The organism is Paracoccus alcaliphilus, from assembly GCF_028553725.1.
Lineage (GTDB): Bacteria > Pseudomonadota > Alphaproteobacteria > Rhodobacterales > Rhodobacteraceae > Paracoccus > Paracoccus alcaliphilus.
The window spans coordinates 2,780,868-2,796,557 of the sequence record NZ_CP067124.1 but is presented as its reverse complement, the minus strand read 5'-3'; the positions used below and the strand labels follow the sequence as shown (position 1 = coordinate 2,796,557).

The following is a 15,690-nucleotide window of genomic DNA, read 5'->3' as shown; positions in this document are numbered from 1 at the left end:
GAACCATGACGACGACGTTCACCACCACGCGCCAGAAAGACACGCTGGCCAAAGCGATGGATCTGACCAATAGCCCCGGCTTCATGGAAGATGCCTGCGCCATCGCGGCATATCAGGATGGGTTCGAGAACAACCCCGACTATCTGAAAGGGATCATTGTGTTCGAGGCGTTCCGCCCGAACCAAAGCGCCGAGTTCCATTTCGGTATGGCTTTCGGGAAAATGCTATCGGTGGACATCATCCAGATGGGAGTGACCGTCGCATTCCACCCCAAGCTGTTCAATCTGGATCGCCTGGTCACGAAAACCCCGGTCGAGAACGTCAGGGCGATCTGCGCCCTGTTGAAGATTGGTTTCCAGATCCAGCACCGCGAGCGTGGGGCGCTGGCCAATGGCGGCGACGTGATCGTGTCAACGCTGGATCGGGCAGACGTGCTTTCGCAGGTCCAGAAAACTGAAATCGTGCAGACGGAATGATGAAAGGATAACGGCATGGGCGGCGGCAAGGCACCTAAACCGGACGAGAACATCGGCATCGCCGCCCTGAAAAGCGCGGAAACCGGCCAGCAGCTGCTGGAATGGATGCAGTCGCAGGCCGAGATTACGAACGAGTGGGCCGCCGAGGATCGGGCGCGCTGGCAAGATGTGTTCCGGCCTCTGCAAGACCAATACATCAAAGAGGCGCAGGAATGGGACAGCACGGCGCGGCGCGAGCAGCGATCGAGCCAAGCCGTTGCCGATGTTAACCAGCAGATCAAAGCCGCCGAGGGCACGCGCGTTCGTCAGGCCATGGCCATGGGAATCAACCCGGGATCGGGGGCATTCCAATCCGGTGCGCGCAGGGCTTCGCTGGATGCCGGGCTGGCGCAGGCTGGCGCGATCAACCTGTCCGACCGTCAGGTTCAGGCTGAGGGTGAAGCGCGGATGGGCAACGCCATCAACCTTGGGTCGGGGCTGGGCGTGAACCCGGCAACATCGATGGGCCTTTCCAACGGCGCCTTGCAGGCAGGCGGGCAAGGCGCGATGGCGGGCTATGGGCAGCAGGGGCAATTGCTGAACACTCAATACCAGCAGCAGCTGCAAGGATGGGAGGCTGGGCAAAAGGGCCTTTCAAGCGTCATGGGTGGGATAGGAACGATGGCCGGGCTGGTCTTTGGATCGTCCAAGAAGATCAAGAAGGACATGGAGGAACTGCCCAAGGGCAGCGCGCTTGGGGCATTGCGCGAAATGCCGGTCGAGGCATGGACCTACAACGAGGGCGAAGGCGACGGCGGCCGACACATCGGTCCTTATGCCGAGGACTTCGCCGCCGCCACCGGCCGGGGTGACGGCAAGAGCATCGACGTGATCAGCGCCATCGGCGTGACCATGGGCGCGATCAAGGATCTGGATGCGAAGGTATCCAGCCTCGCCGGGAAGAAGGAGGCCGCATAATGTCGATTGCATCACTTGGAGCATTTGCCGAGGGCTTCGCGGGGTCTGTCCAGTCGAAGCGGGACCGGAAGGCGCGGGAGGAAGATTCCGCGCGCAAGGATCGCTGGCTGGACATCATGGAGAAGGAAGCCAACCGCCCCCTGCAATCTGGCGGCGGCATGTCGGGCGGGATGGGCGCCTTCCCCAATCCGGGCCAGTTGACCAACAGCGGCGGCGGCGCAGGCGTCACGGCGAACGCGGACGGTTCGATTTCGCTCGGTGGTGCTGGAGCGGGCGGGTCGTTCGCGGAACTGCTACGCCGCACGGAGGGCGCGGGCGATTACGACACCCTGTTCAGCCATGCACAACGCGACGGCGGGCGCTTTGCCGGTGTGCGCCCCTCGCAGATGACTCTCGATGAACTCTATACCTTCACCGATCCGAAGGGAGATTATGGCCGATGGGTTGCCCAGCAGAATAACGGGACCGTGGCAACGCCAGTTGGCGCCGGTCAGATCGTCGGCAGCACCATGCGCCGCGCCGCGCAACAGATGGGCTTGTCAGGCGACACGCGGTTCACCCCAGAGGTTCAGGATGCCATGATCAATCATCTGGCCAGCGCTCGCCTGCGTGGCCTGAATGACCCCGTGGCAAAGCGCCGGGCCCTGCGCAACGAATGGCACGGATTCCGCAATGTAAGCGATGCCGAACTGGACAACGCAATCAGCGGGTTCGAGGCAAGCAACAACCGCATGGGCGCGCTGCGCCCGGTATCGTAAGGGAAAGACCATGAGCGGACTCGGCACCGGGATCTCGGCATTCGTCAACGGCTTTGTCGGCGGGCGCGATGTGCGCAATCGCTGGGATGATCGCAAGATTGATCAGGCACGGCAGGAGCGGCTGGACCAGATCAGAGAGAATCAGGACAGGCGCGCGCAAGAGGCCCACGAGGTAAACCTTGAGGGGACAGGGCTGATCAATCAGGCCCGCCGCCAGAGCATCAGGCAGACCGATCAGGATTGGGGCGACAGCCGCGCGATGCGCGAGGCGTTGTCACAGGCGGATCAGGCTGCCGAGGGCGGGCTTCTGACCAATGCCGGGATCAGCACGAGCGGGACCGCCACCCTTGGCGCCATGCCCGATGCCGTTGCGCCCGAGCCCGCGCGCGGCAGTTTTCGCATCCCCGAATGGGATGCAACGGTGCCGTGGCAGGAAACTCCGCTTGGCCTTGGGGCGGTCGCATCGGACCCGGTGCCAGCCGCCCCGGCCCAGCCCCAGCCTGACCAGAGTGCCGCCCCGGCATCGGCCCCGGCCCAGCCTCGCCCCCCCAGATCGACGGTGACACGATTGTTCCCCGCCGCCCCCGATGGCGGCTATCAGCCGACCGACAACCGGCAGCACCAATGGGCGCAGCCGGGCGGGTTGAGCAAGGACATTCAACAGGCTGGCCGGGTTGCAGGTGATTTCGTTGGCGATGCGCTGGCCCGCACTGGCGAAACCATCGTCAACGAGGGCGTCGACGTGGTGCGCGGCATCAACCGCCCCCTGCAAGCCGCGTCCGAATATGCACTCGGCCGCGATGTCGTGGGCGCCCCCGAGCGGGTTGACCTGAACAACGATGGCCTGTCCTCGACCCTCGGCACGCCGCTGGCGCAGTCGTGGGGGGCGATCAGAGACGACGGGCAAGCTGCGGCAGCCCAAGCGTCGGCACCCGGCACGGATGGCTCCAAAGCACAGGTCGCGACAGCAGCTGAAACCGTGATGAACAACGTTGGCGACAGCCCGTCGATGAAGGCCGCGGCAGATGCGGTCCCGGTTGACGCCATGGGGGCCACGCGCGGCAAGCCCATGACCGAGGCAAAGCGCGATCAGGGCGCCAAGACCTTCATGGAAAGCTATCGCAAGAACGGCGCGCCCATCGTCATGCGCGAATTGCTGCGGCAAGGTCGGATCGATCAAGCCGAGAAATTTGATGAGTTCGTTCGCAGCGGCACGGCCCGCGAGGGAATGGACGCATGGGGGCGCGGCATGTTCGCGGCCATGCAGGGCGATGTGGACGGCGCGGCAGATAACCTGCTCGATGCCTACAACGCCGCGGGCTATTACGATGACGGCTATGAAATCCTGCGCGATGATAGCGCGCTGATCCGGGACAATGGCGGCGACGTTGTTGGCGTGCGCCTTGCCATGCGCAACCAGACCACGGGCGAGGTAGTCGTTCAACAAGACCGTATCGACAACTTCATCCAGCGGGCACTGTGGATCACGTCACCGGAAAAGGCGTTCGAGGCTGCGTCGGCGCGAATGGCCGCCCAGCAGGATGCGCTGCTGAAAGCCGATGCCGAGCGCCGGGGTGCCGCGACCGATCTTATCAAGGCAGAGCCTGACCGCATCGCCCGAGCCGCGCAGGAGATCTACAAGAACAGCATCGGTTTGGACGGTCAGCCGACCATGACCTATGCCGAGGCGCTGCAAGAGGCGCAGGGCGCATTCTCGGGCCAAGGTGCTGCGGCACCGCTAGATGGCGAAGTTCCGGTTGCGCGGCGACCGCAGTGACGATGATGGGGCGGTCGCATTTACGCGCCGCCCCGGATGTCGAATCATAACAGAACTATGCCCACGCATTAATTACAATGGTCTGCTATTTCGTCTAGCGCAGCAGTTTCTGATTCCATATAATCTTCGACCCATACTCGTCCTACCAATTCGGACGGCAAGTAGATTACATCTTTCATTCCATAGCTTGATATGGCGCCATAGAGTCGATCGCCAACATCAGGATCATATCCCCCATACCACTCCAAGACATAGAGGCCGTTTGGTCCGTCTGCGATGAAGTAGTCGCAACCGCGAAAACGAGCAACGACCTCCGCAATCTCGCCGTTCGCACTGGCGGGGAGACTTGAGGCACAGATCAAAGTGATAGCGAATGAAGAAATCAAAAGGTTACTTTTCAACTTATCCCTCAATTTTTCTATCTGCCATTCAATAACATATTGCATCTGTATAACTGACGAAATTGACTTCGTGTCAAGAGTTGGCATTTTGAGATCTGGCCAGCGGATGACTGGCGCGCATCGCCTTCTCGCTTGAGCCAAGCCGCCACGTCATGCCATAAGTAAGAGGAAATCCGGCCGCATAGGAAGTGCAGCCCTCGACCCCATCCGCGTGAGGTTTCGATGGCTCAAGACACTTCCGGCAACTCGCCGCTCAATTCCGCCCTGATGAAGCTGGGCGCCCTGCCTGACCAGCCCCAGCAGAATCCGAAAGACCAGTTTGACGCCATCGCGCGCGAAACCAGTGTCCCGGCCAACGTGTTGATGGCGCTCGACGGTGGGCGCAGCGATACCAACGCGGCGCGGAACAATGCGCAGTCTATTGCCAGCGCCATGGAGCGCGGGGCGAAGCTGGAAGATGCGGTATCATCGCTGACCGGCGATCCGGCAGCGGCTCGATCTGTCATGGATCGAAGCTATCAGATCGCGGATGAACTCTATCCCATGCCGGAACAGCCGGAACGCAAGCCGGGCCTGCTGACCGATGTGACCGATGTCGGCAAGGCCTTCGGCGCTGGTGCTGTGCGCGCGGCAGGCGGCGCGGTGCAGATGGCCGGGGTTGCGGTTGACGACACCCTGCGGAACGCGGTGCGAGACGAACTGGAGGCGGCGGGCGGCGATCCGAACACCGTTCAGGGCGAGTCCTATATTCGCAGCGGATCGCGCCGGGCGAATGATGCGATCGGCGGGGCAAGCGAAGCCATTACCGAAAGCATGTCGGAGCGGGGGCAGGAAGCCATGCGCAACACCCAACCGGGTGGCGACCTGCTCAGCCCTTCAACATGGACCATGGGCGAAGATCCGAGCGTGCGCGGCGCGGTCCTGCAAGCTGCGCAGGGAATTGGCTCCATGGCGCCGCTGGTGGCCGCACCGAACCCCGTTACGGCGGCGGCACTCGGCAGCCTCATGGCGGGCGGCGAAGGCGCGGACGCGGGGCGGCAGTTTGTTCTGGACGCGGCCAAGATAGCCGATGAGGACGGCCGCCCGATCATCGAGAAGATGCCGGGCTATCAGGATCTGATCGCGCAGGGCATGAGTGCGGACGATGCCGCCCAAGAGCTTGCCCGGATGGCTGAATCGGAGTCCGGTTTCCGCCAATCCATCATCGGTGCCGTCGGCGGCGCAGCAACCAACAGGATCATGCGATCAGCTGACGGCTGGCTTGGTGCTGGCGGTCGTCTCGCACGGGCCGGGAAGAAGGGCGCGGCCGGCTTCATTGAAGAAGGCACGCAGGAAGCCTTGGAGGGCGTGGCGTCTCAATCGGGCATAGCAGCGGCCACCGGTGCCGATGTTGACGTGACCGAGGACAGCTTTGGGAATTTCGTTCTCGGCGGTCTGGCAGGCGGCGGCATGGGCGCTGGGATGGGCGCAATGCGTGGCGGCGGTGATGAGCGCACCCCGACCGATCCGAGCGATGCTACGGGCGCCGATGGTGCTGATGGGGAAACGGCAACCGGGTTGATCCCGACCGACCCCGATGGCGGCGGCGCCGGGCCGGGCCACCTTCCAGCCATGGGCGCAATCGACGGCGAAGTTCTGCCCCCGATGCAAGGCATCCGCCGCGCGCCGGATGGTCAGATCGAGCCCGAGGCCATCGAGGGCGAATGGACAGAACAAGGCGGCGGCGTCCCCAGCCTGATGGGTTTGCCCGCGCCAGAATATACCGGCATCGAGGGCAGCGAAGCCGGTATGGCTGCCGTGCCTGCTGCGGAGACTCCCCTCTCGGACGCAGCAGGCGCGGCAGCACCCCCATCGTTCGGGGCGCTTCCCGCGCCGGCCGGGCCGATCGAACAGGCGGCGCAATCCATCATCGAGGACACGTCGGAATCTGCGACCGAGGTCCAGTCGAGTTTCCCCGAATACAAACCGGGATCGTCTTTGCGGCTGGGCAACGCCTCTACGGGCGACATTCACGATGCGGTTTTCATGGGCGAGACACCCGAAGGGAACGCCCGCGTCCGCGTGAGTGGCCAGCAGATCGACCTGACTCCGCAGAAATTTGACATGGTTCGCGACAACGTAGCGCGGATCGAGGCAGCACAGGAGGCCCCCGGCAATGTGGAACCCGCAGCAACAGATGATCGGGCCGGAACCGACATGCGAGGCCCCGTTCGGGTTTCTGATGGGCTGGCGCCGGGCGGCGAAGGAACTGCGCCGGGCGGGCCTGTTGAGCCGCAAGGAGGTTCGGAACCTGAAACGCTGGATGGACGGGGGGCGGCCTCCGATCAAGAAGGGCAGCAGGCTGGACAAGACGGTCTGGGCCGTGTGGATGTGGCAGATGGCACCGGGGAACCTAGAGATCCACTGAATGAGGCGCTGACGGCACCACCCCAAACGGGTCAAGATCCCCAGCATATGCAGGGCGGCGAGGCGCTGACCACGCCCGAAACCGGCCAGCCCAGCACCACCCCCGTAGATCCCGCTGATTGGGCTTGGCGCGGCAGGAAGATCAATGCCCGAAACCGCAACGCTGCAACCTCTGACTATCTCGCCCCCGGCAATATCATCGAAGGATATGGCGGCGAACGTCAAAGGGTCGTTTCATATGATCCCCAAAGCCGGGCTGTAACTGTCGAGCCTGTGGTGCAGGAGGGCAGCGAGTGGATCAGTGTCGGCGAACAGCGCACGCACGGGACCATGCCGGAAGATCGCGCGCTGGTCCGCGGGCCGGTCGCGCGAACGGCTGATCCCATTTCTATAGCCGCGGCTCAAGCCGATCCCGAGCCGACCGAAGCACAGAAGGAATCCGGGAACTATCGCAAGGGACACGCCCGCTGGAACGGGCTGGACCTCTCGATTGAGAACGCCAAGGGCAGCGAGCGGCGTGGAACCGGCCCGGACGGAACCGAATGGTCTGTCACCATGCCCGCGCACTATGGCTATTTCCGGGGCACGGAAGGCGCCGACGGCGATCACGTCGATTTCTACATGGGGGATGTGCCCGAATCCGACTATGTGCTGATCGTGGATCAGGTCGATGCCGATACCGGCAAGTTCGATGAACACAAGGTCATCGTCGGCACCACCGCCCGCGGCGCGGCGCTGTCCCTGTATCGGGACGGCTTCTCAGATGGGAAAGGGGATGCCCGGATCGGGGCGATTACCGAAACCACCACCGACGGCATGAAGTCATGGCTGCAAGGTGGCCAGATGCGACGGCCGGCTGCCGGTCGGCTGGACTTCCCATTCAAGCGCCGCGCGCACCAGCAGCAGACCCCGGCGCCGCAATCGGACGCGCTGGACGGCGAAATCATCACGCCCGAGAGCGAGGCAGAAGCGCGCGCGGCCGCGGCGGAATCGGTTGGGGTCGAACTGACCGATCCGCCGACGCCGCAGCGTGCGCCGTGGTGGCAGGATGCCCCGGACGACGTTCGGCAGGCCATCATGGAGGAAGCGGGCCCATCGGCGGCCCGTGCCGCGCGCAGAGGCCTGGTCTGGGACAAGATCCCGGTCAAGGCGCGCCGCGCGCTGACGGACGCATATGGCCGCCTCTATCGCGCAGGCACGATCACCAATGCGGGCACGATCGAGAACCCGCGCCCCGCGCTGGCGATCCCTGCGCAGGACTCCCAGCGCCCGCGCTTCGGAGATCCTGATCCGTCACCCGCGACAGAACCGGCCAGCACCGCACCGGAACAGTCTGCGCCTGTGCGGACGCCACAACGGCGCCCCTTCATCAAGTATGTCGGGGATCGTTTCGGTGGCATCAACCCGACCGGCAGCATGGCCGCCGAACTGCGCCACAGGGGCGTGAACGCCCGCACCGCGCCGGGATTGTTCCGGCGCAGCGGGGCAAAGGATCTGGATAACATCGTTGCTTCGGAACACCCGGATCTGATCGGCACCATCAATGTCGATCAGGAAACCGGCTATTTCGAACCGGGGTCGATCATCGAGGCCATTTCCGAGGAAGTCGCGGGCAATGCCCAGCCGATCGGTGAGCAGGCGGAAGTTCAGGCGGAAGCGCGCGACCGAGAACGTGCCGAACAGGCAGAAAGAACGGGCGATGGCGAATCGGGATATTCGGTAGGCGACAACGCTGGGGCCGCAGATCGGGCTGTCCCTGATCGAGAAGCCGACATTCGCACGGATGATGAGCGCCGCGGCGACATCGCGCGTGCGGTTGATGCTGAAATCGAGCGTCTGGGGCTGGATGAGGCTTTGACCGTCTCCGAGCGAGCATCTATTGTGGATGAGGTCGATGACACCAGTGCGGATATCTGGGACACGATTTACGACTTCATCGTCAGGAGTGATGCCAATGCAGTTCGAGAAAGTGCCGGTGACGGAAGCGCAACGAGCGAAGGCACGGGCGTCCCATTTGGCGATGAAAGAGATGGCAGCCAGTCCGAACTTAACGCCGGAGAAACGGGCGGATCTGGAACGCCGGGCAACGATATTGAAAGCGTTGAGCGAGGCGAAGGAAACGACGCGGATTCCGCCGCGGACTCGGGACGCCTAACCCCGGACGCAGAACCAGATACCGATAGCCGGATCGCTGACCGCCGCGCGGTCCTGCGCGAGACTGCCAGCGATGAAGCAACCGATCCGGTGTTGCAGGAACTGCTAGGACAACAGGCCACCGATCCGCAGGTCGGGGAAACGACACCCGAAACATTTGCCAATTGGAAAAGATCGGTGCCTTCGACCGGGCGAGCGCGCGGCTGGACGGTTTTCGATGATGCGGTCAGCGGCGGCTGGGTCTTGATGGCCAGTGACCGAATGATCAGCGGGTTCCCCACAGAGGCAGACGCGCGGGCATGGGCCAGCGACAACCCCGAGGCAACTTTCGGCAGGGAAGAAAGTGGCAGGGCAGCCACAGCCAGCCCCGCGGTCAATACCGAAGCCGGCGCGCTTGCGGCGTTCGATGCAGCCGGCATGGCTCCGGGCAAGGATCCGGCCACCCGTGTTCTGGACGGCGAACGGCGGGACCGCGCCGGGCGGTGGGTCGTGCGTCAGATCGGCGACAAATTCCACGCATCGCGCGTGACGGATCAGGTTGGCACCATCGCCGTGCCGACGCGCAAGATCGGAGTCTATGACGCGCCCGACGCAGCCATTGCGGCGCTGCGCGCTGACGGTGCGCCGCTGTCTGGCGATACCGCTGTCACGGAAGAGGCCGGCGCCGATGGCCTGCCGCAGACCATCCTGCCCGGCATGGAGGGCAGCGAGGAACAGGCGCGTTCCGCGTTGACCGCGCAGCAGCGTGCCGAGATCGAAGCCCGCCAGAAGCAATCCCGCATTGGAAGGCTCGACGGCAACAGCGGCGATGCCGGGCCGCTGTTCGATACCCAACAGGATATGTTCTCGTCCCGCCAGACCGCCGCTCCAGCGTCGGCGGCTCCTACGCCATCCCCGGCAGAAGAAGCGCCGTCCACCCCGGCGACCCCCGATAGGATCGAGGACTTCGGTGAGAAGATCGAGGGCGCGCGCAAGGATACCTGGATGGCCTATGCGGACAGGATGCAGGACGCCGCTACGGTTGATATTGCTGCTGAACCTTTGTCGAAGTCATGGCCCGCACCCGTTTATGTGAAGCTGATAGATGCTGGCGTCGAGCCTTGGAAAGTCGGGTTCATCCGCGCCGCGCGTGACAGTATCCCGACAAAGCCACAGAAATCTTATCGCCTCTCAAGCTGGGTCAAAGCGGTCACAGAATTGCGTGGGCTTGCCCAGGATATCATGGATGGCAAAATCGACCAGAGGCACCTTGATGATGCGCTGAAAGAGGGCGGGCGTTCGCTGCGCGACATTCAGGGCCAGATGAAGCTGTATGATGCGGTCGGCCACGGAAAGAGCCTGAAAGGCATGTCCTTTGGCGAGGTCGCATATTCCATGCTCAGTGGCGTCCGATACGACACACCAAAGGGGTTCTGGGAAGTCTCGCAGAAAGTAAGGGCCACGGCGTTTTCGAACATGCCGCGAACCATTGCGCGGGCAGAGTCGGAGGCCGAGGCACTTGATGCGTTCAAGAAAGCCTATGGGACTTTGGGTCAACAAAAAGAAAAGGCCAGCACAGGCCGCAAATGGCTCGTGTATCGCCATAATGGCGGGGAATATTTCACTGTCGGGACGAAGATCGGCAGCACCTATATTCAATTGCGCCGCGTCGGTGACGTGAAGGAAGCGCGCAGGATCATCAGTGACGAAGCCGATCTGTTACAGGAGCAATTCGACAAGATGCGCGAAATCCCGGCTGACCGGCGCACAGAGAATGCGCCGCGTGTCGGTTTCGATCATCGCGGTGGTCTGGATGTGACACCTGAGCAGTTCGAGGATCAATTTGGGTTTCGTGGCGTCCAGTTCGGGAATTGGGTGGAAGGTGGGCGCCGCCAGAAAGACTTGAACGACGCCTTTGACGCGCTGATGGATCTGGCAGGCGTTCTGGATATCCCTCCGCGCGCCATTTCCCTGAACGGGACGCTGGGGCTGGCGTTCGGTGCGCGAGGCCGCGGCGGCGTGTCCCCTGCTGCGGCGCATTTCGAGCCCGGACAGGTGGTCATCAACCTGACCAAGATGAACGGTGCGGGTTCACTGGCGCATGAGTGGTTTCATGCGATGGATAACTATTTCCAGCGACAGCGCACCGATGGGAAGCCTGGAAGCTATATTACCGATAGTCGGTATCCGGAAAGCCCGGTCACAGGCGTTCGCCCGGAAGTGATGGACGCCTTTGTCGTCGTTCGGCAAGCAATCGGAAAGACGAAGCTGAAAGAGCGGTCAGAGAACATCGACAAGCTGCGCCATAAGGCATATTGGGGCACCGGCGTTGAACTCCATGCCCGCGCTTTCGAGTCCTATGTGATCGCGAAACTGCAAGATCAAAGCATTGCCAACGACTACCTGGCCAATATCGTTGAAGGGACCGTCTGGCAGATCCACGCAGAAATGTCGGGTCTGGGCGACAGTTATCCATATCTAAAGCCGGATGAGGTCGAGACGGTGCGCCCGGCCTTCGATGCGTTGTTCGAAGCAATCCAGACCCGTGAAACGGATAGCGGCGTAGAACTGTATCAGCGCGACATGGCAGAGCCGGTCGCGCAGGTGAAGTCGTTTGAAACGATCAAAGGCGCAACATTGCCCGAGAGACAGCGCGCAGCGATAAACTGGTTCCGCGACAATCTCGTTGGTCAGACAATCGAGAACAAGCAGACGGGGTTCCAGATCAGCTTCAACATGAGCGGGGCCAAAGAGACCGTCCAGCGCACGGGTGATGACATTCTTGCGCTAATCCCGACCCTTCCCGACATTCTGGCAAATGCAGACTATCAGGGATCTGAGCCGGATAGGAAAGGCCGCCCGAGCATCAAGGCTGTCCATCGCTTCTCTGCACCTGTTGAAGTGGACGGACGTGTTGAGCGTGTATTCGCTATTGTCCGCGAAACCACCAGCGGGAAATTCCACTACCGTCTGGCGAAGGATAATGTCGGGGCCAGGCCACAAGGGCCCGCGGTGAATCTGAAATCCCAGAGGGATCAGGTATTCGCTCCGGCATTGGATGGCGACCCCGACACGATCAATATAGAGATCGAATCGGATTCGGGCAACGCTTCTATCGCTCCTGCTGCCCTGCGCGACATTGCGGCTTTGGTGCGGTCGATCGTCGCCCATCACGGCCTTGATCGCTCTATTTCCCCTCGGGTGGTGCGGAACCTGCTTTCGGCAAGCGGCGCCCGCATCCTCGGCACATACCGCGCGGGCGAGATCAACGTGAACGCTGGTGCGGCCGATCCGGCCCATGTGGTTCGTCACGAGATCATCCACGCTCTGCGCGATGCGAACCTTTGGGGCAAAGATTACGGGCTGTTCAGCCAGCAGGAATGGCAGGCGCTGGCCCGCGCGGCGCGCGCGAACCGCGCCGTCCGTGAAGCGGTCGAGAAAGCCTATCCTGATCTGACGACGGCGGCCCAGACCGAGGAAATGATTGCCGAACTCTATGCCGATTGGGCGACCGGCCGGGCCGCGAACCCACCGGGCGCGCTGGGGCGGGCGTTCGACCGCATCCGGTCGTTCTTCAATGCCATGGCAGCGGCCCTGCGCGGCGAAGGCTTCCAGGACGCGGCCTCGATCATGGAGCGGATTGCCAATGGCGAGATTGGTGGTCGCGGCCCGGATGGACCGGGAAGCGGGAGCCGCCCGGAACCGGCCAAGGAACAGCGCAACCTGTCCGCGCTGAAAGAGGCTCTGTTCCGGTCCAAGGGCAAGTCGCTGGGGATGATCGGAAAGGACGGCTGGACCGGGGCGAAAGACCTGATGTCGAACCTGCTTACCGATGCCATGGGCCGAAATGCACGGTTCAACGTCCTGTCGCTGGTGCCGGGCCGGGCCCTGTTCACCGAACTGGCAAAGAACATCCCCGCCGCACAGGATTATATCGGCCTGAAAGAGAGGATGGACGCTGACCGGAACAAGTGGCAGGCCCGCGCCGCAGAAATGGTGGATAAATGGACCGCAGCCGCGCGCCGCAGCCCGACCGCGAATATGGGCCTCATGGATCTGATGCACGATTCCACACTTGCCGGTATCGACCCCAGCAAGGATGGATCATGGCGCCGACCGGTCGATGATCAGGCGCGGGATATGCTGAAGGGTAAGCCGTCGCCCGCTCAAAACGAATGGGCGCGGATCACGCTGAACGAGGCGCAGGAGCGGGAGGCCGAATGGAACCGGCTGCGCGAAATGTATGATGCCCTGCCACCAACCTTCCAGGAACTCTATGGCGAGATCCGCGACGAATACACGGCGATGGCCGACGCTATGGATGCCGCGCTGATGGACAATATCAGGGCGTCGGCAAAGATGGTCGTCAGGAAGGCAGACCGCGAACACCGCAAGGAACTCCAGCGGATCAAAGATGAGGGCCTGACCGGCGAGGCTCGGGCCGTGGCGATCGAGAAGGCGAACAAGAAGCGCACCAATGCCCACGCTCGGGCGGCCACCGGCCAAGGGGCGCGGCTCAAGCAGATGCGCCAGATCTTCGAGGACAACCGCTTGTCCGGGCCATATTTCCCGTTGTCTCGTTTCGGCAATTACTTTGTCACGATCCGGGACGGTGACGGCAAGGTTGTGTCGTTCAGCCGGTTCGAGAAGGCCGCACAGCAACAGGCGTTCATGGAACAGGCCCGCAAGGATGGTCTTGGAAAGGTCGATGGCGGTGTTCTGGGCGGTGACGTAAACCTGCGTGAGCAGGTCGATCCCCGTTTCCTTGCGGATGTCGAGGAACTGCTTGCCGAATCCGGCGCCAGCAAGGAACTCATGGATCAGGTATGGCAACGCTGGCTTGAAACGCTGCCCGATCAGTCGGTTCGCACCAACAAGATCCACCGCAAAGGGCGTGCGGGCTTCAACAAGGACGCGATCCGCGCCTTTTCCAGCGCCATGTTCCACGGCGCACACCAGCAGGCCCGCCTGCGCTTCGGTGCCGAAATGGAGGATACGCTGGAGGTCGCAGAAGAACAGGCCAAGAGCGAGCCGGATCCGAACCGGGCCGGTTTCGTCGTGCGGGAAATGAAGCAACGCCACGCCTTCACGATGCAGCCGACCAACAACCCATTGGTGACGATGGCCACGAGCGCGGCCTTTGTCTGGTATCTGGGGATGAGCCCGGCCGCCGCCGCGGTCAACGTGTCGCAAACGACGGTGGTGGGCGTCCCGCTGATGGCCACGCGCTTCCGCAAGGCGGGTGTCGGCGGGTCCATCAAGGCCCTGACCGCCGCATCCGCGGATTTCATGCGGGGCAAAGGAAAGGTGTCCAAGCGCGTCGGGGGCATGCCCGTATGGACTGACCAATGGTCGGTCGATAACGCGCCGAACCTGACCGCCGACGAGCGCCGGGCCATGCAGCAGGGTTATGATCGCGGGGTGATCGACAAGACGCAGGCGAATGATTTGGCGGCCGTCGCGGATTCGGGCGTCGAATACAGCGGCCGGCGCGAGCGGGTCATGCGCGTGATCGGCTTCATGTTCCACCACGCGGAGCGGTTCAACCGCGAAGTCACCTATCTGGCGTCCTATCGGCTGGCGCGCGGCGAAGGCTTGAGCCACGACGCGGCGATCAGCAGCGCGGCCAGCATGACCTGGAAGGTCCACTTCGACTATCAGAACACCAGCAAGCCGCGCGCTATGACCGGCGATGCGGCGAAGATCCTTACCGTGTTCCGAAACTTCCAGGTCAACATGCTGTTCCGCATGTTCCGCGACACGCATCAGGCGCTGCATGGGGCCGATGCTGAAACCCGTCGCGAGGCACGCAACCAGCTGGCCGGTGTCACGCTGTCGATGATGTCACACGCTGGCATCCGTGGCGTCTGGGGATATGCGCTGCTGACCGGGCTTCTGTCCCTGTTTTTCCCCGGCGCCGACGATAGCGACGACATCGACGCATGGTTGCAGGATGCCCTGTTGATCGAGGGCGACGGGCTGGGCGTTGCCGCCTGGAACTGGACGATGGGTCTGGCACTTAACGGTGCGCCGGGTCACGCCCTCGGCATCAACCTGACCAATCGGATCGGCATGCCGGATCTCTGGTTCCAGTCGTCGCAACGTGATCTGGAAGGGCAGGATCTGTGGCATTACTATCTCGAACAGATCGCGGGACCAGCCGTCGGCATCGTCGGCAGCATGGTTTCTGGTGCGGCGACCCTTGGCGAAGGCCATGTCATGCGCGGAATGGAGAAGATGGTGCCGACATTCGCGCGCAACACGATCAAGACGACGCGCTATGCGACCGAAGGGGTCAACACCTTCTATGGCGATCCTCTGGTCGAGGACGTGAGCCCGTGGCAGTTGCTGATGCAGCTGCAAGGCTTCACCCCTGCCGAGGTTGCGGAACGCTATCAGATCAACAACCGCCTGCGGAACAAGCAGTCGAGGATCGAGAAGCGCCGCAAGGACATCGTGCGCGAGATTGGCGATGCCGTGCGCAAGGGCGATGAAATCCCCGACTCAGCAGTCGAGAAGATGCGCCGCTTCAATCAGGATATCCCGGAATGGGCGATCACGGCCGACAGCATCCGCCAATCGGTCAGGGCACGTCAGCGCGCAAGTGATCGCAACGAACTCGGCGTTGCTCTCAATCCTCGCCTGAACCGGCCCTTGCGGGAAAGTCAGCCTCCGTCGTTCTATGGGGGCTGACGGCCCATTCGCGCGGCAGTCGTTCTGGAACTAGACCTATGGGCGGCCAGTCTGTTAGATTGGCCGCAATAACCGGCGCCATAGGACGT

At 62.8% G+C, this 15,690-nt stretch carries 6 protein-coding genes; 5 read left to right on the top strand and 1 reads right to left on the bottom strand.

The window, feature by feature from the left end; all coding sequences use genetic code 11:
* The first annotated feature begins 5 nt into the window (after positions 1 to 5).
* Genes JHW40_RS14460 through JHW40_RS14445 form a run of 4 tightly spaced genes read left to right on the top strand, consistent with a single transcriptional unit; the run spans position 6 to position 3,968 of the window.
* Complete coding sequence (locus JHW40_RS14460) at positions 6 to 476, top strand: hypothetical protein (protein WP_090613433.1); 471 nt, start codon at positions 6 to 8, stop codon at positions 474 to 476.
* 15 nt (positions 477 to 491) lie between these two features.
* On the top strand, positions 492 to 1,433 hold the full coding sequence (locus tag JHW40_RS14455) for a tail fiber domain-containing protein (protein ID WP_090613430.1): 942 nt from the start codon (positions 492 to 494) through the stop codon (positions 1,431 to 1,433).
* A complete protein-coding gene (locus JHW40_RS14450; protein ID WP_090613427.1) occupies positions 1,433 to 2,191 on the top strand; it encodes a hypothetical protein in 759 nt (252 codons plus the stop codon). The genes JHW40_RS14455 and JHW40_RS14450 overlap by 1 nt, the downstream gene beginning before the upstream one ends.
* A gap of 10 nt (positions 2,192 to 2,201) precedes the next feature.
* Positions 2,202 to 3,968: a hypothetical protein gene (locus tag JHW40_RS14445; protein WP_272848996.1), complete on the top strand. Its 1,767-nt coding sequence runs from the start codon at positions 2,202 to 2,204 to the stop codon at positions 3,966 to 3,968.
* A gap of 68 nt (positions 3,969 to 4,036) precedes the next feature.
* Here the strand turns inward: JHW40_RS14445 and JHW40_RS14440 are convergent, their stop codons facing one another.
* The gene (locus JHW40_RS14440; protein ID WP_139208177.1) at positions 4,037 to 4,456 is read right to left on the bottom strand and encodes a hypothetical protein; all 420 of its coding nucleotides are present in this window, start codon (positions 4,454 to 4,456) and stop codon (positions 4,037 to 4,039) included.
* Between the two features lie 135 nt (positions 4,457 to 4,591).
* Here JHW40_RS14440 and JHW40_RS14435 point away from each other — a divergent pair, with 135 nt between their 5' ends.
* The gene (locus JHW40_RS14435; protein ID WP_139208176.1) at positions 4,592 to 15,601 is read left to right on the top strand and encodes a PLxRFG domain-containing protein; all 11,010 of its coding nucleotides are present in this window, start codon (positions 4,592 to 4,594) and stop codon (positions 15,599 to 15,601) included.
* The last annotated feature ends 89 nt before the right edge of the window (positions 15,602 to 15,690 follow it).

Bases quoted from the DNA above. Each gene is read 5' to 3' on its own strand.
- JHW40_RS14450 (WP_090613427.1), top strand. From the start codon at position 1,433: ATGTCGATTGCATCACTTGGAGCATTTGCCGAGGGCTTCGCGGGGTCT.
- JHW40_RS14440 (WP_139208177.1), bottom strand. From the start codon at position 4,456: ATGCCAACTCTTGACACGAAGTCAATTTCGTCAGTTATACAGATGCAA.
- JHW40_RS14460 (WP_090613433.1), top strand. From the start codon at position 6: ATGACGACGACGTTCACCACCACGCGCCAGAAAGACACGCTGGCCAAA.
- JHW40_RS14435 (WP_139208176.1), top strand. From the start codon at position 4,592: ATGGCTCAAGACACTTCCGGCAACTCGCCGCTCAATTCCGCCCTGATG.
- JHW40_RS14445 (WP_272848996.1), top strand. From the start codon at position 2,202: ATGAGCGGACTCGGCACCGGGATCTCGGCATTCGTCAACGGCTTTGTC.
- JHW40_RS14455 (WP_090613430.1), top strand. From the start codon at position 492: ATGGGCGGCGGCAAGGCACCTAAACCGGACGAGAACATCGGCATCGCC.